This window comes from Vibrio sp. PID23_8 (assembly GCF_003584965.1).
In the GTDB taxonomy this organism is placed as follows: Bacteria; Pseudomonadota; Gammaproteobacteria; order Enterobacterales; family Vibrionaceae; genus Vibrio.
The window spans coordinates 115,024-137,063 of sequence record NZ_LIXE01000004.1 but is presented as its reverse complement, the minus strand read 5'-3'; the positions used below and the strand labels follow the sequence as shown (position 1 = coordinate 137,063).

General features: G+C 43.6%; 14 protein-coding genes and 1 pseudogene. 4 read left to right on the top strand and 11 right to left on the bottom strand.

What is annotated here, in order from left to right; translation table 11 throughout:
- Nucleotides 1–158: 158 nt before the first annotated feature.
- Complete coding sequence (locus AK966_RS09585; RefSeq protein WP_119464036.1) at nucleotides 159–995, top strand: restriction endonuclease; 837 nt, start codon at nucleotides 159–161, stop codon at nucleotides 993–995.
- A gap of 1,625 nt (nucleotides 996–2,620) precedes the next feature.
- Here AK966_RS09585 and AK966_RS09580 read toward each other — a convergent pair.
- Together AK966_RS09580 and AK966_RS20145 are read right to left on the bottom strand one after the other, a co-directional pair.
- The gene (locus tag AK966_RS09580) at nucleotides 2,621–3,079 is read right to left on the bottom strand and encodes a DUF6789 family protein (protein ID WP_099079912.1); all 459 of its coding nucleotides are present in this window, start codon (nucleotides 3,077–3,079) and stop codon (nucleotides 2,621–2,623) included.
- Nucleotides 3,080–3,351: 272 nt separating this feature from the next.
- Nucleotides 3,352–3,588: pseudogene (locus tag AK966_RS20145) on the bottom strand (transposase); the annotation flags it as partial.
- Between the two features lie 1,102 nt (nucleotides 3,589–4,690).
- On the opposite strand from AK966_RS20145, the gene pnuC reads away from it, so the two are divergent.
- A complete protein-coding gene (gene pnuC / locus AK966_RS09570; RefSeq protein ID WP_119464035.1) occupies nucleotides 4,691–5,509 on the top strand; it encodes a nicotinamide riboside transporter PnuC in 819 nt (272 codons plus the stop codon).
- A 382-nt stretch (nucleotides 5,510–5,891) separates the two neighbouring features.
- Here the strand turns inward: pnuC and AK966_RS09565 are convergent, their stop codons facing one another.
- From AK966_RS09565 to AK966_RS09550, 4 genes are all read right to left on the bottom strand, one after another.
- Nucleotides 5,892–7,415: a DHA2 family efflux MFS transporter permease subunit gene (locus AK966_RS09565; protein ID WP_099079914.1), complete on the bottom strand. Its 1,524-nt coding sequence runs from the start codon at nucleotides 7,413–7,415 to the stop codon at nucleotides 5,892–5,894.
- 15 nt (nucleotides 7,416–7,430) lie between these two features.
- Nucleotides 7,431–8,453 carry an HlyD family secretion protein gene (locus AK966_RS09560; protein WP_119464034.1) on the bottom strand — a complete coding sequence of 341 codons (1,023 nt, stop codon included), beginning with the start codon at nucleotides 8,451–8,453 and terminating at the stop codon, nucleotides 7,431–7,433.
- Nucleotides 8,454–8,768: 315 nt separating this feature from the next.
- Nucleotides 8,769–10,601: a glutamine--fructose-6-phosphate transaminase (isomerizing) gene (gene glmS / locus AK966_RS09555; protein WP_099079916.1), complete on the bottom strand. Its 1,833-nt coding sequence runs from the start codon at nucleotides 10,599–10,601 to the stop codon at nucleotides 8,769–8,771.
- A 103-nt stretch (nucleotides 10,602–10,704) separates the two neighbouring features.
- Entirely contained in the window at nucleotides 10,705–11,466 is a 762-nt protein-coding gene (locus AK966_RS09550) for a DeoR/GlpR family DNA-binding transcription regulator (RefSeq protein ID WP_119464033.1), read from the bottom strand.
- A 433-nt stretch (nucleotides 11,467–11,899) separates the two neighbouring features.
- Here AK966_RS09550 and pykF point away from each other — a divergent pair, with 433 nt between their 5' ends.
- Nucleotides 11,900–13,312, top strand: coding sequence for a pyruvate kinase PykF (gene pykF, locus AK966_RS09545; RefSeq protein WP_099079918.1), 1,413 nt, complete (start codon nucleotides 11,900–11,902; stop codon nucleotides 13,310–13,312).
- A 145-nt stretch (nucleotides 13,313–13,457) separates the two neighbouring features.
- A complete protein-coding gene (locus AK966_RS09540) occupies nucleotides 13,458–14,147 on the top strand; it encodes a GntR family transcriptional regulator (RefSeq protein WP_119464032.1) in 690 nt (229 codons plus the stop codon).
- A 47-nt stretch (nucleotides 14,148–14,194) separates the two neighbouring features.
- On the opposite strand, the gene ilvN is transcribed toward AK966_RS09540, so the two are convergent.
- The 5 genes from ilvN to AK966_RS09515 form a co-directional block, all read right to left on the bottom strand.
- Nucleotides 14,195–14,689 carry an acetolactate synthase small subunit gene (gene ilvN / locus AK966_RS09535; protein ID WP_099079920.1) on the bottom strand — a complete coding sequence of 165 codons (495 nt, stop codon included), beginning with the start codon at nucleotides 14,687–14,689 and terminating at the stop codon, nucleotides 14,195–14,197.
- Nucleotide 14,690: 1 nt separating this feature from the next.
- On the bottom strand, nucleotides 14,691–16,415 hold the full coding sequence (locus AK966_RS09530) for an acetolactate synthase 3 large subunit (protein WP_099079921.1): 1,725 nt from the start codon (nucleotides 16,413–16,415) through the stop codon (nucleotides 14,691–14,693).
- A gap of 446 nt (nucleotides 16,416–16,861) precedes the next feature.
- A complete protein-coding gene (locus tag AK966_RS09525) occupies nucleotides 16,862–18,670 on the bottom strand; it encodes a long-chain fatty acid--CoA ligase (protein WP_099079922.1) in 1,809 nt (602 codons plus the stop codon).
- Between the two features lie 299 nt (nucleotides 18,671–18,969).
- Nucleotides 18,970–19,929 carry a LysR family transcriptional regulator CalR gene (gene calR / locus AK966_RS09520; RefSeq protein ID WP_119464090.1) on the bottom strand — a complete coding sequence of 320 codons (960 nt, stop codon included), beginning with the start codon at nucleotides 19,927–19,929 and terminating at the stop codon, nucleotides 18,970–18,972.
- Between the two features lie 798 nt (nucleotides 19,930–20,727).
- Nucleotides 20,728–21,468: an SH3 domain-containing protein gene (locus tag AK966_RS09515; protein WP_119464031.1), complete on the bottom strand. Its 741-nt coding sequence runs from the start codon at nucleotides 21,466–21,468 to the stop codon at nucleotides 20,728–20,730.
- Nucleotides 21,469–22,040 lie beyond the last annotated feature (572 nt).

The following is a 22,040-nucleotide window of genomic DNA, read 5'->3' as shown; positions in this document are numbered from 1 at the left end:
TCTATTATTTGGCACAAAACGTTGTTACATCCCATTAATATGCCTAGACTTTATAATTAAATATGCATACACACGCACACCATTCGGTTACGTTTACACCCTAAGAAGTCAAGGTGAATCGATATTCTGAATAATGAGTATAGAGGTAAGGGGACTAAATGAATAAAGTTATCTATCAGACAAAAAGGGCTGAAGTAGCCCATTACCTAGCTATCGGGCTTGCGTTATCTTCTATCGTGATAAGCCTCTTGCTTTGGATTATAACGGATGTATCTTTTTGGGTGATACTCGGTATAGAAACGGGTTTTATAATATTTTGCATCACTGCATTTGAATTAAAATATGGTAATGAGTATACAGATATTGATGAAGCTGAACAAAATCGTGAAGCACTTATAAATCATGTGGGAGAGGCCGTATTAGCTCATCAAGAAGTGCTAATTCGCAAGAGACGCACCTTAGTACGAACGGGAGACTATGGTGAGATAATTGCTCATGATTGGATCAGGGAAATCAATAAATTTCTGGAAATCACCGTACCTTCAGATGCCTATGATGGGACGGAGCTGGAAGAGGAAAAGGTTAAAGAACTCTTGGTCGAGCTAGTGGATAATTTGATTGTTGCGGCAATTAATGAATTACCTGTTGACGTAGATTTGGTAGATGTTAATCAACTGTCCGGAGTAGAGTATGAGGTACATTGCTCTGATATTCTTGAAGCGGCTGGATGGAAAGTATCTCGTACCCCTACAACGGGAGATCAGGGGATAGATTTGCTAGCTAAGAAAAATGCTCGATGCGTAGCAGTTCAATGTAAAAGGTTCAGTCATCCTGTTGGTAACAAAGCGGTACAAGAAGCATACACAGGCATGTCATTTTATGAAGCTAATGAAGCAATAGTGGTTAGCAATGCGCCATTTACAAAGTCAGCAATTCAATTAGCTGGAAAGTTGTCCGTCGCCTTAATTCATGACACGGAGCTATCATCGCTTTAACCAAATTATTATGGTTGGTTTTGTATTAGTTTTTTGTTCTGGAGATATGCGCGTAGTTTTTCGTTATGTAACGCAACTAAAGTTGGATTAGCTAGAACACGATCCGTCACTTTACATCCAAGGTTTTATTAAGTCTGACAGTTTGCCTAAATCATAATGTCCAAAAATGATTCGATGTAGATAAACAACCTAAACTTAAACCAATTGGGTTAATCCATAGAAAGTTAAGTTTGAGCAATATTTGTCTTAGTAGCTAAACTCCAAGTACAAAGCATTGACGGAAAAAAACATGGCGACTCTACGACCATATAAATGCTCCACTTGCGACCTTGAAGCAACCGTTGCTGGTGGAGAAAGTGCCATGATGAGTGGCCCTACCCAAACATTCTATTGCTCAACCTGTGAGACATTATTTAATCAAGTAGTCTCGCATCTTCCCTTGCCCTACGAATTAGAAACACTTGATGAATGTCCAGAGTGTCGATCCACAAACATCCTCAAATGGACGTACGGTGAGCCTTGTCCTAGATGCGGAGGCAATATAGAAATTGATAACGACGATGGGATCACTTGCTATGTTAACGCTGATTGATTGGGTGACTTTTTGTTTATGTAACACCGATAGTAACAAACAACAAAAACCGAAAAGATTAAAGACAATAAAAACAAAACCTTAAGACACAAATTCAAGTCTGGGAGGGCCACCATATACAGAAAGGCCTGAGAGCATTAATTTGTTCTCAGGCCTTTTGCTTTTCAACCACTGTGCTACGCATGTGCTACTTTTTTCAGATTTTGAGTGTTCCGAGCTGCCACTTTACATCCAAGGCTTCATTAAGTCTGGCAGTTTGCCTCAATCATAATGTCCAAAAATGATTCGATGTAGACAAACAACCTAAACTTAAGCCACTGTGGTTAACCCATAGAAAGTTAAGTTTGAGCAATATTTGTCTTAGTAGCTAAACTCCAAGTACAAAGCATTGATGGAAAACAGCATGGCGACTCTACGACCATATAAATGCTCCACTTGCGACCTTAAAGCAACCGTTGCTGGTGGAGAAAGTGCCATGATGAGTGGCCCTACCCAGACATTCTATTGCTCAACCTGTGAGACATTATTTGATCAAGTAGTCTCGCATCTTCCCTTGCGCGACGAATTAGAAACACTTGATGAATGTCCAGAGTGTCGAACCACAAACATCCTCAAATGGACGTACGGTGAACCTTGTCCTCGATGCGGAGGCAATATAGAAATTGATAGCGACGATGGGATCACTTGCTATGTTAATGCTGATTGATTGAGTGACTTTTTATTTATGTAACACCGATAGTAACAAACAACAAAAACCGCAAAGAATAAAAACAAAGCCTTAAGCCCCAAATTCAAATCTGGGAGGGCCACCATATTCCATAAGGCCTGAGAGCGTTTTCGCTGTCAGGCTTTTTTCGTTTTTAGCCCTCTGGACTACCGTGGAACTACCTTAGCGCTTTAACTCATTGTTCTAGCATATGCTTTTAAAGTGTAGCAGACGAGCCCGAGATCAGTTGCCAAATGACGTCCTGCCATGCCACCACCGATGATGAAGTTCAGTTGGATCGCAGCGTCCATTTTGCCCACAGTTTGTTTATTTAGCCGATTCAGCTGTCAGGTGCCCATAGACCTTCCCGAGGACTGCCCCGTAAACCAGGTGAAGCATCAGCGTGGCCATGGCCGGCATAAAGCCCTCGTGGTATCCCATTGCAAAAAATCCGTGTCCTACATAAGGCATAAATATTAGCATCATAGCCAACCATGCGAGCACACCGAATATTAAACCACGGATTAGATGGCCGCCTGGAAAATGTGGTGATAACAAGGCGTAAGCTATGCCCCATATCAAGGTTCCTAATACAAAGTGCATCAACCAGCCAATTAATACATTAGGAGTAGAATTAGTAGCATTGGCATAAAGTAATGCCAAGTCCATAACAGGGTTGACGTCGAGCATGATCCCCATCATCTGCTTAACGAGCATCATAGCTGATAGGGCAACTGTTGCCCAAAAGCCGGCGACTATCGCTTGAGATAACCTAACTTTTACCATGCTAACCCCCTTGATAAAGAACCATACTCGTTCATTTATATTAAAGGTAGATAAGCTTTTATTGATGTGCAACCATTTAAAACGAGAGCCCGAATTCAGATAATAAGTGCACCATTCATGGTTAAACGGTGAGAAGAGATCAACTGCCTGTCGGTGGTACTCTATCGTCGTCAAACAAATAGAAGTAATTACCATGAGTTACAAGCAGTTGATCGAAGGACAAAGATACCAGTTCGAAGCCTACTTACGAGACAGGGTGAGGGCGTGAATGCTCAATTTTCAATCTGATGTGCTTGCAGCCCCGCAACCAATACCTTTTCAAGGTAAGTGGTATTCATTGCCGCGATATTCTGCTTACGCCGGATGGTGGCTTTCTTGTCCTTTTCCTGCCGCAGCATATTCAAAGCCATGTGCCGAATGGTGGCTAAGCCCTCAGCTGCGTTCTCACGGTAGATCTGACAGTCGTCTTCGTGGAACGAGGTATCAAGAACCCAGTGCAGATTGTGTTCCAAGATGTAGCAATGGGCGTAAATCTCATGAGCCTCATCCATAACCTGATCAAGGAAGACATCGTTGTTGGGGATATCATGGGTAATGGCAAAGGTAATCGCCCGATCGTATGCCAATGTCTGCCCGACCGAGTACGGATGGTCTAACTCGCTCATCGGTTGCCCCTTCTCAAAGACATTGTACATCGTGTGAAAGAGCGGGAAGTCATACGCCCCCAACGTCGTGCCATTGAGGTAAGGCGCCAGGAACAGCTCGTATTCCTCTACGAGCAGCCAAAATTGTCACGAGCCATTCTCAGAATTGTGGAAGTAAATCAGGTCTAAACTGATAGCAAGGAACTCATTGCTAATGGGGATTATTGGATCAAATCGATACCCGGTAGCCCGAAATAAAAGCTCAAGCCCTAAGTACCTGCTAGCTCCCTAATTGGCGGTCTAGTCTCATTAAGCCACTGCAAGTAATAGAGCGACAGAAAGCCGGACCACAGAAAAACTCACCGCCTGAACCAACAAAAATATAACAAACATCCGTTCCCTTAGGTTCAAGTTATTAATATATAGATAATTTAGATTCCTAAATGATGCTAACTGACCATAGAGCCATGAGATTCAGCGAGTAACACAGGGACAGAACGGAATGCTCAAGGATGATGACAATTACCATATCAGGGTAATTGGTCATTAGAATGCTGTTTTCCCCTGAACGGTCAGCTTCATTAGCTTTGGGATCATGGGTGGTCAGTTTTATAACCAGACTTGGTCATTGGTCTAAGTCTTTAAGTGAACTTAGCTGTTGAGAACATAGGCTTATGATTTTGTTACCTTATTTAGAATAAAGTAAGATGAGTTCGAGAAAAATTAGAGGGGGTTATGATGTACCACTTTCTCCACCGACTCAAAAAATAGCGCGAGTCAGATAAGGAATCTCTCCTAAGCATCATTTGTTCATTCATCACAAGGCCTAATTTTTTGACACCCACATCATCAATTTTTGCCACAATTAACACTGAGATAATCATCGAGAAGCGATGATTGGCCACGATTGCGTGTGATATGTCGTTTTGGGGAATACTGGCGGCATCAGTAATAAGAAGGAGCGTTTATGGTTGCTAGTCGTGTACGGTTTTGGACCGATTTAACCTTATTTCAAAAATGGTTTGTGATCATTTTTGCTCTTGGTAGTCTCTTTTCGTTTTTCAGTCCACTTTTCATCGGCGGCACGGTCAAGGAACTATTTTCATTCACAGCCATCATTGGTTTAGTTTGTGCCTTATCGGGGGTACTTACCTCGATATATCAAGCGCGAGGTGAGGTGATCGTCTATACGTTTATACTTATAAATACCATTACTTATGCGTGGATAGCGTACACCAGTGATCTGTACGGGCAAGTTATCCAAAACCTTTTCTTACTGCTACCGATACAAATATATGGATTATTCGCGTGGAAAAAAAGCATGGCGAAGAGCAAAAATAACCAGATAGAGATTAAGGTATTTTCTGCCAAAGATTGGCTGTTCACTCTTATCAGCATCTTGGTATTTTGGGGGGGGTACTATGTATTTCTCAATTACTTACCGCAAATCATTCAGGCTATTTTTGGTGGCAAATTGATAGCGCCCGATCCAAGTATTGGTATGGATTCATTGACAACTGTGTTGACGGTTACGGCGATGTTTTTGACATCCAAACGGTATGTTGAGCAATGGTGGTTTTGGATATTGTGCAACATTGGCGTTGTGCTATTTATTGAGGAGTTATTTAATTCCGACTTGACACCTGCCTCACTGGTTGGCGATCTCTCTGGAGCGATCAATTGGCTTCAGTATGGAATTGGCGCAGTCTATGGGTTTTATTTGTGGAAAAAAATGTACCGTGAAAGAAATAATACGCCGACAGAGGTGAAGTCCATTCAGGGATAGAAATGGGCTGAGGTTTCCGCCCGCTCCCCCTGATGAACCAGCCTCTCTTGGGACGTGAACAACGGTAAGTGTGATGCAAGGTTGGGAAAAGAGAGCGACAGTATGGACTACTGGCGTTTTCTTTGAAAAGTTAATCTTAGAAGATGTTTAAAAACTTACATTTTTCAACACGAGCATCACGCCTATCACCTGTGCTGACCGGGCGTGTAACACATTAATTAGAAACGAGAATTGCTAATCTTAAAAATTCTCTGATGTCATGTTTGTAAGTCACTCTACTCATCCGTAAATTAGTAAATGAGCTCAACTTACGCCAAAAAGAAAGATAGCCAATACGAAAAATACGAATTCATCCTCAGTGCATAAGTGCTAACTTACCTGCTCAAGATGTCACTTTTCTGGTCTTGAACAAGGTTAAAAGTGGGATGATCACAATATACACGACCAAAATGAAACCAAATGTATAAATAAACGCCAGTAATGTCGATTGTTGGTGCAATAGAGATTGTATATTGATTAAGAAGTTGGGATCAGTTACCGCCTCCCCTTGCGCTTCTGCCAATTGCTGAACGACAGGATTTGTCCTTGTGATCCCTTCACCAAGAGCGTGCCACTCTCGTTGCTGTGTTTGGCTAAAGTAAGTATTGACGATGGAGATACCAAACGAGCTCCCTATCGTTCGGCAGAGGTTGAACACCACAGCCCCGCCCACACTATCCTTAGGCGACAGAGTCGCATAAGCAAGTTGGCTTAGTGGCGCGAATACCAAGCCCATCCCTGCACCTTGAATGATACTCGGCAATAATACCCAGTAAAGATCAATCCCCATAGAATACTGAGTGAGCAAATAGACACTAATAATGTTTAAAACTAGCCCAATGAATATCAGTAAACGCGCGTCCAATGTATCCATAAATCGAGCAATGGCGATCAAAACAATCGCTGATGTGATGCCACTCGGAGCCATCACAAATCCAGTCATCTCTGTTGGATAGTTGAGTAACTCTTGCAACATCATCGGCTTTAACTGCGTAATACCAAACATCCCCATCGAAAACGCCGCCATAATCAGGCAAGACAGCGCTAAGTTACGATCTTTTAGCAACCACATTGGGGCAATTTCCCCCTTGGTGATAAAAGATCGTGCAACGAAATAAATGATGGCGATAGCGCTGATTATCGAAGCAAAAAGAATCATATTTGAGGCAAACCAATTCTCTTGATTCCCCCGGTCTAACACCATTTGCAGCAGCCCAATGCCAAGTGCCATTGAAAACACCATTGGCCAATCGATACTAGTCTGCCCACGCCCGTCCAATTTAACAAAAAAGAATAGCAAAGCGACGCAAATCATTCCGATGGGGACATTGACATAAAATATCCAACGCCAATCCATGTGTTGTGTTATCACGCCGCCCAGTGCAGGACCTAAAATTGGTCCGAGTAAAATGCCCACACTAAACAACGCCATGGCTTTACCGCGTTGGCTTTCTGGATAAATTTGAATCATTGTCGACTGGGACAGTGGGATAACAGAAGCACCAAATGCGCCTTGCATAATTCTGAATGTCACCATCTCGGCCATAGAATCCGATTGACCACAAAGCGCCGATGCCACGATGAAACCAATCACAGAAATTAGAAGGAGCTTACGAACGCCAAATTTTAATGACAGAAAACTCGCTAACGGGATAAAGATGGCTTCAGCCATTGAGTAAGAGGTGAGTACCCATGTGACTTCATCTGATGTCGCACTCAATGCCCCCATCATATTGGGTAATGCAACATTCGCAATCGTCATATCAAGCAGAACCATGATCGCGGATAACATGACAGCTATCGTAACAATCGTTCGCTGTTGTTCAGAGAGTTCAATCGAAGGCGTGGTGTTTTTCGTCGCTTCCATTACGCATCCTTAGCGCTACGGTTTAGGGGGCTTGGATACGGTATTAATCGTTACTTCGGCACTCGCGCCAACTCGCAAAGGCTTATCAGGATGTGGATTTTGCTTTTCCAAGTGAATCAAAAGCGGGAATCTCTGTGGCACTTTTACCCAATTACCCGTTGCGTTTTCCGGAGGAAGAAGAGAGAAAGAAGATCCACTCGCTGGAGATATCGCTTTTACTGTCCCAGAAAACTCAACATCAGGGTAAAGATCCAAAACAATCTGTGCTGGCATACCAACCTGTATGCGATTTAAGTGCGTTTCCTTATAGTTTGCTTCTACCCAAAATGTATTATTCACGACCAACGGCATCAAGGCTTGCCCTGCTGCAATAATACTTCCAGGATGGATACTGACCTTTCCGAGGTGACCATCGAAAGGGGCAAAGATATTGGTATAGGAAAGAGAGAGTGTTGCCTGGCTTAACGCCGCCGCCGCCTTTTTCACCTCAGGAGCGGCGGTTCCTTTTGCTCCTTGAGATTTTACTAGCTCAGCCATATTCGCTCGAGCCGCCGCCACATTTTGCTCTGCCGAGGATAGTTTCGCTCTTTCATCATCTAGCTGCTGTGCTGGCAGCAGTTGTTTTCCGACCAAATCTTTCACCCGATGGTAGCTTGATTGAGCATCAGCGAGCTGAGCCACAGCGCTACGTACATTTGCACTCGCTGCCAATATGGCATCGTTTTTTGCTTCATTACTTTGAATCGCCATTTGATAAGCGGCCTGGGCTTCATCCAACCTTGCTTGAAAGAGCATCGGGTCGACTTGCACAAGCAGCATACCTTTGGTGACATACTGATAGTCCTCTACGTTCGTTCGGAGCACTTTTCCTGATATTTGTGGCGAGATATAAACGATATTGGCATGAACATAGGCATCATTGGTTGATGGGTATTGATCTTGATGCAAGATATACCAGTAACCGCCCCCAGCAAGCACAGCGACAAGCGTGCAAACCAACAAGATATTTCGAAGAACTTTCGACTGACCTTCTTTCACCGTAAATTCACCTAATTGTCTATGACAAAGTCCATTAGCAGCTAGCAGCTGACAATTTCAATTTCAATTTCAATTTCAATTATTAAGGATAGAAGGTTAAATACAGATAACAAACACGTTCAACCAATACATGTAATTAAGTGAAGAGACTCTTGTCGGTAGCATGGAAAGGTGGCAGAGAATAATGTCCGGCCATCATAGCGTCTAAAAGAAAAAGGCAGCGCCAACGTCTGCCTTTATTGCTTGACTCAAGTGGGGGGATTGAGTCAACCGATATGCTGCCGTACCAGTTCGGATTTGGCTTGTCAGGCAGATTTATTCCACCGTTACCGCTTTCGCTAGGTTACGAGGTTGGTCTACGTCGGTACCTTTGATCAGCGCGACATAGTAAGACAGTAACTGCATTGGAATGGTGTAGTAAATCGCAGCTGTGATTTCGCTAACGTGAGGCATGGTAATGATCTTCATGGTTTCATCACCTTCAAAACCTGCGTCAGCATCAGCAAATACGTACAGTAAACCACCACGAGCGCGAACTTCTTCCACGTTCGATTTTAGCTTCTCCAACAGGTCATTGCTTGGTGCAACCACAATAACTGGCATATCTGCATCAATCAGTGCGAGAGGGCCGTGTTTTAGCTCTCCTGCGGCGTAGGCTTCTGCGTGGATGTAAGAAATCTCTTTCAGTTTTAGAGACGCTTCCATCGCGATTGGGTAGAACTCACCACGACCGAGAAACAATGTATGGTGCTTGTCCGCAAAATCCGTCGCTAGTTCTTCAATTTCTTTCTCGAAAGATAGCGCCGCATTGATTTGCTTCGGTAGTGCATGTAATGCTTCGACGATCTCTTTTTCTTTCTCCTTACTGATGCGGTTATGTTGCTTACCAAGTGCCGTTACTAGCATCAGCAATGCAGTAAGCTGAGTTGTAAAGGCTTTGGTTGAAGCCACACCGATTTCTACCCCGGCACGGGTCATGAAGGCGAAGTCCGATTCACGCACCAAAGAAGACCCTGCCACGTTACAGATAGTCATTGCCGCCAGGTAGCCTTTCTCTTTCGCTAGGCGAAGTGCTGCCAGTGTATCGGCTGTTTCACCCGATTGAGAAAGCGTGATCAATAGGCTATTTGGGCGCGTCACAAACTTTCGGTAACGGAATTCAGAGGCAATTTCTACGTCACAGCTAACACCTGCAATATCTTCAAACCAGTAACGTGCTGTCATACCAGCGTTGTAAGATGTACCACATGCAACGATCTGTACGTGCTCTACTTTACTCAGGATTTCTGCCGCATTCACGCCAATCGCTTCTGTCACGACTGAATCTGCTGTGATACGCCCTTCCATCGTGTTGATTAATGCCGTTGGTTGTTCGTAGATCTCTTTTTGCATGAAGTGACGGTATTGGCCTTTGTCACCCGCATCATGCTCTGCATTGGATTCCGTGACCTCACGCTCTACACGCTCGCCCGTCGCATCGTAAACCGATACTTCGCGACGAGTAATTTCGGCTACGTCACCTTCTTCTAGGTACATAAAGCGGCGAGTTACGTTCAGTAGCGCAAGCTGATCGGAAGCGAGGAAGTTTTCGCCAACACCGAAGCCGATTACGATTGGGCTGCCAGAGCGAGCCACGACGATACGGGTAGGATCTTTACGATCCAATGCGACCGTACCGTAAGCACCTTCCAGTTGCTTCACCGTTTTTTGCACTGCTTCAAGTAAGGTTTCCGATGTACGAAGCTCCCATTCCACCATATGGGCAATCACTTCTGTATCGGTTTGAGATTCAAACACGTAACCACGTGAACGAAGCAGTTCTCGCAACGCTTCATGATTTTCAATGATGCCATTGTGAACCACTGTGATATCACCAGACATGTGTGGGTGAGCATTAACTTCGGAAGGCTCTCCGTGGGTTGCCCAACGTGTATGTGCGATGCCTGTGCCACCCATCACTTCCGCAGCGTCTACGGCATCGGTTAACTCTTGAACTTTACCTAAACGACGGATACGAGTTAGGTTGGTTTCGCTATCGACAATCGCCACACCCGCAGAGTCATAACCGCGGTATTCCAGACGGCGTAGACCCTCAACCAAAATTTCAGCGACATCTCGTTGTGCCACTGCACCTACGATTCCACACATGTGTTTCTCTCCGTTTGTAGTTTTGTTCTTCCCTGACCATGGTTTAAATAGAGGCAGCAAGCAAAGGCCTGTACTCAAAGGGAAGTGAAATAGGACTCTGTTTTTAGGCGCAAATAACCTTCACGCCATGTTGTTCTATCTGTGTCTTATGCTCTGGTTGTAACTCAGTATCGGTCACCAGAACATCGATTTGGTGCCAAGCAAGTTCGAGATTTGGGATCTTACGCCCCACTTTCTCAGACTCAATCATGACGATAACTTCACGTGACACTTCGGCCATCACTTTGCTTAAGCCAAGCAATTCATTAAAAGTGGTTGTGCCTCGATCCAAGTCGATGCCATCCGCACCGATAAACAACTGATCAAAGTCGTAAGCGCGTAATACTGACTCTGCCACTTTTCCTTGGAAGGACTCCGAGTGCGTATCCCAGGTACCGCCAGTCATCAACAGAGTGGGTTCACTCTCTAATTCATTGAGCGCGTTCGCCACATGCAGAGAATTCGTCATCACCACTAGACCACGTTTGTCATTCAATTGCTGGATCAGCGCGGCCGTCGTGCTACCACTGTCGATGACAATTCGGTTATGGTCGCGAATCAGTGCTGCGGCTGCTTTTGCTAGACTTAACTTTCGAATCGAAACATTAGGGCTCATTTCTTCATGAATCACTTCTGTTGGAATGGCGATAGCGCCACCATAACGGCGCAAAAGTTGTCCATTTTTCTCTAAAGACGCTAAGTCCTTTCTAATCGTGACTTCTGAGGTTTCAAACTTTTGTGCTAGTTCATCAACACTGACTTCCCCAAGCTCATTTACCAAGTTAGAAATGGCATGCCTTCTTAATTGAGTGTTTCGTTTCGACATTTACGCTTTACTTAAAAGTTTCGACTTGAAACTTATTATAGTCAAATCGAAATTTTTCAGTCTATTTATTTCGATCCAAAAAATTAATATTTCTCGATGAAACCTTGTTCTAAGACAATTCTTAAACAGTGATATTGGATTCATTCAGTGGTAGAATTCGCCACCGAAAAGAAAAAAAATTACAGAAATGACGGTTATTTTTTTGCAACTTTCTGCATATAAAGCGGTATTAGTCACAAAAAGGTAACCAAAAACGCCGAACTTTTAGTCATAAAATGACTAAACTTGGTGAAAGACTTTCAGAACCTGAAGTTCCAATAATGTGGCGGAAAATCGGTAGATGGCAGGCACTAAATGTCATCAAGTGCGCCCTAACTTCAGAGTAAATAACCGACTTTCAAATTGTAACTATACTTACCGGAGAGTATCTTCCATGAAAAAGACCAAAATCGTATGTACGATTGGCCCTAAAACCGAATCTGTAGAGAAACTAACTGAACTAGTAAACTCAGGCATGAATGTTATGCGCCTTAACTTCTCTCACGGTGACTACGCAGAGCACGGCACTCGTATCGCGAACTTCCGTGAAGTAATGAAGAACACAGGCAAACAGCTAGCTATCCTTCTAGATACTAAAGGTCCAGAAATCCGTACTATCAAACTAGAAGACGGCAACGACGTTGATCTAGTAGCTGGTCAAGAATTCACTTTCACAACTGATATTTCAGTTGTAGGTAACAAAGACAAAGTTGCAGTAACTTACGCTGGTTTTGCTAACGACCTAAACACAGGTAACACTATCCTAGTAGACGATGGTCTAATCGAGATGGAAGTTATCTCTACAACTGAAACTGAAGTTAAATGTAAAGTACTTAACAACGGTGCTCTAGGCGAAAACAAAGGTGTTAACCTACCAGGCGTTTCTGTAAACCTACCTGCTCTATCTGAAAAAGATAAGAACGACCTTAAATTCGGTTGTGAGCAAGGCGTTGATTTCGTAGCTGCTTCTTTCATCCGTAAAGCATCTGACGTTCAAGAAATCCGCGAAGTACTTGCTGCAAACGGCGGTGAGAACATCCACATCATCTCTAAGATCGAAAACCAAGAAGGTGTTGATAACTTCGACGAGATCCTAGAGCTTTCTGACGGCATCATGGTTGCTCGTGGCGACCTAGGTGTTGAAATCCCAGCTGAAGAAGTAATCTTCGCTCAGAAAATGATGATCGAGAAGTGTAACCGTGCTCGTAAGATGGTTATCACTGCAACTCAAATGCTTGATTCTATGATCAACAACCCACGCCCAACACGTGCGGAAGCTGGCGACGTAGCGAACGCAGTAATGGACGGTACTGACGCGGTAATGCTTTCTGGTGAAACGGCGAAAGGTAAGTACCCTGTAGAAGCAGTAACAATCATGGCTCAAATCGCTAAACGTACAGACTCTGTACTAAAAGCTGAGCTTGGCTCTCGTCTAGATAGCCCACGTCTACGTATCACTGAAGCAGTATGTAAAGGTGCGGTAGACACAGCTGAGAAACTGGCTGCTCCACTAATCGTTGTTGCAACGGAAGGTGGTAAATCTGCACGTTCAGTACGTAAGTACTTCCCAACTGCAAATATCCTAGCACTAACAACTAACACTAAAACGGCTGCACAGCTAGTTCTTACTAAAGGTGTTACACCAGTAGTTGTTGATTCTATCGATAGCACTGACGCATTCTACGTAGCGGGTAAAGAGCTAGCACTAGAATCTGGTCTAGGCAACAAAGGCGATATCGTCGTTATGGTTTCTGGTGCTCTAGTAGCTTCAGGCACAACGAACACGGCGTCTGTACACGTTCTATAAGACTGAATGATTTGATCATTAGTTAAATAAAGAGAGGGCTTCGGCCCTCTTTTTTTATATTACCTTGCCCTCATAATCAGTACGATGCATTATAAAACGAGACAGAACTACGTACTGTTTAATTATCGACACGATAAAAAATTCAATGAGGTTGCTTGTGTCTCGTCCCACCCTTACCAACAAAGTATCAAAACTGATCTGTCAGGACATCCTAGCTGGGGAATTCAAACCTGGTCAAAAGCTTGTGGTTGCTGAACTGAAAGAGAAATACAATGTCGGTGCGTCACCAATTCGCGAAGCATTGGTGCAACTTTCTTGGAGTAAGTACGTAAAACTTGAACCGCAAAAAGACTGCTGGGTTGCTCCAGTATGTAAAGAAGAACTAAACGACCTTTATGAAAGCCTTCGTGTTGTCTCTTCGGTATTACTTAAAAAGGCCATTTTAGCTGGAAATGAAGACTGGGAATTAGATGCACTGACGTCATATCACAAACTATCGCATTTGAGCTTTAATGAAACGTTCTGCTGGAAAGAGTGGGAAGAGCGTCACCTTCAGTTCCATATATCTCTACTTGAAGGCACAGATTCAAAGAACATGTTCGAGTTCTTCCGTGATTTAATTAATCAGATCAAGCGCTACCACTACTTCGCCATGGCAACGTTGAAATCAGAAAGTGACGTTCTGTTCAACATTGGGGAACATGAGATGATCATGAAACAGGTACTCGCAAAGAACAGCGAAGAAGCAATAAGCCTGCTTGATAATCACTTACTCAATTCAATGCAGCGCATTGAGACTGCGATCGATATTGCTAAACAAAGTCAAAGATCATAAAGAAGCCACCTCTCAGGGTGGCTTCTCTACAATAACATTTTACTTCACTAAGGCTTTAGAAAGCGCTCTCCACGGGCAATGCCAACCACACCACTTCTCGCCACTTCAACCACATCGGTAACTTCGGAGATTGCTTGAATAAAAGCATCAAGCTTCTCACTCGTCCCTGCTAGTTGGACGGTATACTGAGAAGCGGTCACATCGACAATCTGGCCTCGGAAAATATCGGCAGTGCGTTTGACTTCAGCACGAGCAAAGCCACTCGCTTTGACCTTTACCATCATAAGCTCACGCTCAATATGATCAAATTCCGTCACCTCTTGCACTTTCAACACATCTATCAGCTTATTCAATTGCTTCTGGATCTGCTCTAGCTGCATTTCATCTGAGGTCGTGGTGATATTCAGCCGCGATAACGTTTCATCGTCCGTTGGAGAGACCGTTAGAGACTCGATGTTATAGCCGCGCTGGGAGAATAGGCCAACCACGCGAGACAAAGCACCTGGTTGGTTTTCCATTAACAAAGAAATAATGTGTCTCATATTACGTTCTCTCCGTTTTGCTTAGCCACATCTTATCCATACCCTCGCCTTTGATTTGCATTGGGTATACGTGCTCGGTTTCGTCTACGTTGATATCAACAAACACCAAGCGATCTTTCATATCTAACGCTTTTTGTAGACCAGCTTCGAGCTGATCTGGCGTCTCAATACGAATACCGACGTGACCATAAGCTTCTGCAATTGCAGCAAAATCAGGAACAGAACTCATATATGAGTTAGAGTGACGACCTTGGTAAATGATGTCTTGCCACTGTTTTACCATGCCTAAAAATCGGTTGTTCAAGTTGATGATCTTCACTGGAATGTCGTATTGCATTGCCGTCGACAGTTCTTGAATGTTCATCTGGATACTGCCATCACCAGTCACCACCACCACTTCTTCTTCGGGCATGGCAAATTTAACGCCCATACCAGCAGGCAGGCCAAAGCCCATCGTACCTAGACCACCAGAGTTGATCCAACGGCGTGGCTTATTGAATGGATAGTACAACGCGGCAAACATTTGGTGCTGACCAACATCAGACGCCACATAAGCATCACCATTAGTGAGCTTGTGCAATGTTTCGATCACTTGTTGTGGTTTGATGCGCTCAGGTGAGGTTTCGTAAGCTAGGCAATTTCGTTTTTGCCAACCTTGAATGTCCTCCCACCACGCAGCTAGCGCTTGTTCATCGTTACCATCGCCCTGTTCACTCAACAGGCCAACCATGGTCTCCAACACTTTTTCGGCCGAACCAACGATCGGTAAGTCCACTTTCACGTTCTTGGAAATAGATGAAGGATCAATATCGATGTGCATCACTTTAGCGTTCGGACAGTACTTTTCTAAGTTGTTGGTCGTACGATCATCAAAGCGTACGCCAATGCCAAAGATCAGATCCGCTTCATGCATTGCCATATTCGCTTCGTAGGTACCGTGCATGCCAAGCATACCCAACGCGTTATTGTGTGTACCTGGGAAGGCACCTAACCCCATTAAGGTACTGACGACGGGGAGATTCAATTGTTCAGACAACTCTTGAATATGCTCATGCGCACCAGAAATAACCGCACCGCCACCTACGTAAAGTACTGGTTTTTTGGCTTCAAGCAGTGCTTTCAGTGCCTTTTTGATTTGTCCTTTGTGACCGGACGTGGTTGGTTTGTACGAGCGCATTGAGATGCTTTCAGGATACTCGTAAGGAAGCTTGATTTGAGGATTCAATATGTCTTTTGGCAAATCAATCACAACCGGACCTGGTCGGCCAGTGGTCGAAATATAAAAGGCTTTTTTGATTGTCTCAGGAATGTCTTCAGCTTTCTTAACTAAAAAACTGTGCTTTACTACCGGACGAGAGACACCCACGATGTCGCACTCTTGGAAAGCATCATTACCAATTAGGTTGTTTGGCACGTTACCTGATATGACGATCATTGGGATCGAGTCCATATACGCAGTTGCAATACCCGTGATGGTATTGGTCGCACCTGGTCCCGAACATACCAGTACCACACCCGGCTTACCCGTTGCTCGAGCATAACCATCCGCCATGTGAGTCGCGGCTTGTTCATGTCTTACTAATACGTGTTTGATTTGATCAGTCTTGGCATGCAATGCATCGTAAATATCCAGTACAGAACCACCAGGATACCCAAAGATCTGTTCTACATTCTCTTCTATCAGAGATTGCACCACCATCTCTGCCCCTGACAACATTACTGTCATAATTGCTCTCCTTACCAGTCTCCCCACCGTAAGGCCAACGGATCGGTCTGGTTTTACATAGTCTAGGTCTTATTCGTAGCCTAATCGAAATACTTCCACGTTTTCAGCTATGCTCTGTGCTTGTCATAACAAATCACAGGTTAACACAACAAATGTAACGTTTTATTATCATTGGGTCTAACACGATAGAGATCGAATTTTGAACAAGATGCTGCAAAGCAGAATAAAGACAGGGATGCACGCTATAAAGAGAGATGGATTTAGAGCAATACAGATATAAACAAAATAAATAAAGCAGATAATTTTACTAAAATATTTATTTTGAGTGCGTTTACATCAGGAAGGTATGGGAAGAAAAGGAAAAGGCCATTATAAAAAACCCCCAGCCGCACAATATCAGGCAACTGGGGATAATTTCATCAATCAGAAATCTAAGTCAGCGTAAGTTACTTTTTATCTGACTTATCATTGTACATTTCTTCGATTTCGTCTTGGTATTTGTCATTAATGACCTTACGACGCAATTTTTGTGTTGGAGTCAATTCACCATCATCCATCGAGAAAGCTTTCGGTAATAGTTTGAACTTCTTAACTTGTTCAAATTTAGCGAGCTCTTTTTGTAGGTCATTGACGCGCTTTTCAAGCATTTCGACCACTTGATGGTTCTTAATCAATTCTACACGGTCATGGTAAGCAATATTGAGCTCTTTAGCGTACTCTTCTAGAGAGTCAAAACACGGTACGATCAGCGCAGATACGAACTTACGAGTATCTGCAATCACCGCAATTTGCTCAATAAAGTGATCTTTACCAATCGCGCCTTCAACCACTTGTGGCGCAATATATTTGCCGTTAGACGTTTTCATCAGCTCTTTAATACGGTCAGTAATGAAGAGGTTACCATTCTCGTCGATATAACCCGCATCACCCGTTTTCAAGAAGCCATGTTCATCAAATGTCTTCTCCGTTTCTTCTGGCATCTTATAGTAACCGCGCATCACCATTGGGCCACGCACTAAGATCTCGTTGTTCTCACCGATCTTAACTTGAGCCCCCGGCATTGCCATACCGATAGAGCTAGGATCAAAACATTGGTCATCCCAACATGACACCGTTGCTGTGGTTTCTGTCATACCATAGCCAAGCTTCACGTTGATACCAATCGCATGGAAGAAGCGACCAATCGTCTCGTCCAGTTTCGCACCGCCACATGGCATAAAGTTAATACGGCCGCCTAGTAGCGCACGTAACTTGCTCAGAACCAGTTTATCTGCCAATGCGTACGACTTGCGCAATGCTAGCGATGGCTTACGATTTTCTTGATGACACGCAGCCATCTTCGCGCCCATGTTCACCGCCCAAGTGAACATAATCTTACGATGGAATGGTGCTCGTGATACTTTTTCATGAATCGCTGAGAAGATCTTCTCGTAGAAACGAGGCACCGCACTCATGACAGTTGGACGCACTTCGCTCAATGCATCACGCACTTGCATGGTATCTTGTAGGTAGCAATTTGTGCCGCCCTTGTAGAGTACGTAGAAAGTCCACGCACGCTCAAATACGTGTGATAGCGGTAAGAAACACAGCGACACATCATCTTCAGTCAGGCTCAAACGTTGGTCATGCCCTTCCAGTTGCGCTGAGATGTTAGCGTAATCTAGCATCACACCTTTCGGTTGGCCTGTTGTGCCAGAGGTGTAGATAAGCGTCAGTAAGTCTTCTTCTCGAGCTTGGTCTAAGCGAGTTTCTAGCTCCGCTTGCTGGCTTTCATCGCCTTGAGTGATGAAGTCATTCCAAGTCATAGCAAAACTATGCTCACCAAGTTCAATGTCGTCAGACATCGCGACAATTAACTCAAGCTGCTTACACTCTTCGAAGATGCTGACGGCGGCATCAAATTGTGGCTGCTCACCAACGAACAGCACTTTTACATCAGCGTTATCGATAATGTATGCAGACTGTGCCGCCGTATTAGTTGGGTAAATAGGTACTGTTACACCGCGCAATTGCAGCGCAGCGAAATCAGCGATGGTCCATTGTGGCATGTTGTTTGAGAAAATGCCGACCTTATCTTGGACTCCCAATCCCTGAGCCAAAAGTGCAAGCGATAAAGCATCCACTTGCTGACCAAATTGCTCCCAAGTAATACCTTCCCATGTGTCACCCACTTTATGTTTGAGTGCAACACGAGTACTACCTTTCGCAATTTGTTCACGAATACGTTTAACAATATGAAAATCTAACTTGGCCATTTCTTTACATTACCTTTTGGCTTACAGTTGTAAGCTAATTGAGCGCACAAGTGTAACCTCGGAGCTTAAAAACGCAACTGACCATTATCAAACTTATTATTATTAAGAGACGACTATCACTAATAAGAGTTTAGCACGCCCTAAACGGCCGAAAATTTGAACAACTTAAGCTGCTGTTTCGCATACTAATTAGACAAAATAAAAAGACCCCTAAAGACTGGCATCTCTCGGGGCCAAGGAATTGTAAAAATTGATGATTACAAATCCAATCTGACCAGTTGTTCAGACGATGATAAAACTTATTTCAATGCGACGACTTCACCACACGTGATCATGAGTAGATCACGAAGCCAGATATGACCTTTGTCTTTCTCACTCGATTCATGCCAGCTTAGGTAGCCACTGATTTCTTTGTTTTCAAATGGGAAGTCTAAGATTTGGAGTTGGTCGCTGTTAATTGTATTTTCTGCCATCCAACGAGGTGCAATGGTCACCAGCTCAGACTGGCTTACGACGTAAAGTAGATTACTTAGGCTTGAACCTTCATACGCAGCTTGGCAATCCAACTCACGGTACGCTTGCTCTGAAAAGCTACGCTGGCCGTGTACGCGTGATAGTTTCGCGTGCTTCTCATTAATTAACTGCTCTGCAGATACCCCTGCTTGAATGCGAGGATGGGTTTTAGAAGCAATCACAACCAATTCATCTTTAAAGATTTCTGTACTGGAGAAACCTTGATCATCAAAGCGGGCATAATCGATAACGAAGTCGATTTCTTGATAGCGCATACGCTCAGACAAAAGACGGTCAAATTCCGCGTCTAAGTGAAGTTGAACGTTTGGTGCTTGCTCATGGACGTTCTCCATGATCTTTGGTGCGAAGCGCATATCACATGGGCTACAAATCGCCAGTTTAAATAGACGAGTTGATGATTCTGCTTGGAATACTGAACTTGGCAGCTCATTGCGGATCAATTGCAGCGCTTGACGAACCGGACCAAACAATTGGCGCGCTCGTTGAGTGGGTTGGATGCCACGCCCCTGACGCATGAATAGCTCATCATTGAACATGACCTTTAGACGCGCAACCGCGTTACTTACTGCAGGTTGTGACATGCCTAGGTTGTGTGCTGCACGAGTGATATTTTGTTCTTGCATCACAGCATCAAATACGGTCAGTAAGTTTAAATCAACACCACGCAATGTGCTTTCCATACGGTAGCTAGCAATTGCGCTCATCGCGTCTTTTTTTTCTAACATGGAGTGCGCCTCTTTTGTAATCATCAATTTGGTTCAATGAGTTCATAACGAATAGAACGTTTTCTCACGCCAATTACGGCCGCGAGAATTCACTCATTAGTGAGAAATAGAAAACCCAATTTTCATTATATTTATATTTCGGATACTTCCGACTTGAACCGTACTATCAACGAATCAGTCAAGGTTTCGCAACTAGATTGAGATTTAATCACTAAATTTTAGCAAGTTAGGTATTTAATTAACTAAAATCAAACCCTTAGCAAAAACATAAAAAACTATAAAACGTCATTTTAGGCATTTCTGATAATACATTTAGCATACCAATGAGTTGCATTAACCCTCCGCCAACCCATTCATTAGAGCTATCATTCCAAACTAAAACCAAGGGTCACGATGAATAACTCAGACTCAATTTGGCCATATTAGAATATCTGACACGCTCAGCCTTACTCTTCTTAAGCCAAAATATATCAGCGAGCATCACTACTATTTTGCGGATATTAGCAGTGTCATTGCCTTTATCGCTCACATTTACTCAAGTCACCTCGAGATGCTTGATTTAACCAGATTGACTTGGTTTGCTAGCGAAGCAACGATTTGAAGAACCCGTGGTGCTGAATTAAAAATCGTTCACGAAGTATGCGAGCCAAAGCAACGGCATAACGGTAACGTGGTGAATGGATAACGGGATACCATCAAGAATAATGAGTGAAAGAATATGGAGGATATGAGTTAAGCAAAGGTAGAAATAGCCCCGTTGACATGATGCATCAGGGGCAAAGGAGGGAAGCCATAATGCTAAGGTTGATTCGTACCTATCATCGGCACATCGATATACCAGATTTTTCTCTGCTTGCGGCAGGCTCTAAACGAAGCCGTGGCAATATCATCATCTTTGGTTAATTCATAACTTAAATCACGACATGTATAGCGACCGAAAATTTCATTCACCGTTTGGGCGTCCATGCTTTTCGCACTACTGGCCAATAATGGGTTAGGCTTAATCGAAAGAATATCTCGGTTGACGACATGGCTACGTACGTATTCTTCATGAACATAACCTTTAATCGCCCCATTTTGCTCTGCCAATAACCAAGGTTCACCTTCAACCTTCGCAATAACATTAAACGCTTCATCTTTGCTCAGGGTTCCAAGCACTTGTGCTGTTAAACTTGGCTTGGCAAGAAAATTAAGCGTAGTTTTTGAGCGGTAAGTGACATCCATAAACTCAAATGAATGAGAGATATCGACACCAACGTCCACAAGGCTAGTGATTTCCGCACTTTTCCATTGTTTGGGTTTGACACGAATCTTCCACCAAGAAAAGGTCTCAGGATCTTTACCTTTAAACTTAGTGCGACTGTCTGATTCCAACGCGACCATAACTTGGCTCAAGAATAACTCCCTGCCATCTTGGTTCAAGTAGCGATCCATTTGCTGATCGATCAACTGCACACTTTGTACGTGATTCTTCGCAGCCATCGGAGTGACTGCATCCACTTGAGAATGAGGAACTAAAAGTTGGCACCCCGACAACATCAAACACGCCAAAAACACGGCTGAATGAATATATCCTCTTTTCAACACATGACTCCTTTCACGGTTTCACAGATCAGTCACCACACTATATCTACCAATGCCACAGAAGTGAGCAACTTTTCACCACTTTTGCGATAAAGAGCAAATCCTGATAAGACCTCTCCTCAAAAAAGCGGCAACCTAAATTTGGTCGCCGCTTTAAGTGGGTCAAAGTGCAAGCATACTCCTCCGGATATGACAGAGATAAGTCATCCCTTTGCCAATCTTCAAAGTCCCAGCGTTGATCCAAACGTTGACGCCAAATCAATCCTTTATTGTCGTAGCTATCTAGCTGCCTTCGCCACTCATCCATCTCTGGAAGTGGATGGCCATTAATAGACATTCAATAAGCGAATAACTCGATCTCCATCGAAAAGAAAAGCAAAAGTTAACCAATTGAAAAAGTTACAAATAGTAAATTTATGATAACACTTAAAATTAGCGATATTTGCCTCGCATTACTACAGCAACGCTATGCAAACAGTCCCACTTTTGACACAATCATTACCCACAATATGAAACCATAACCAACA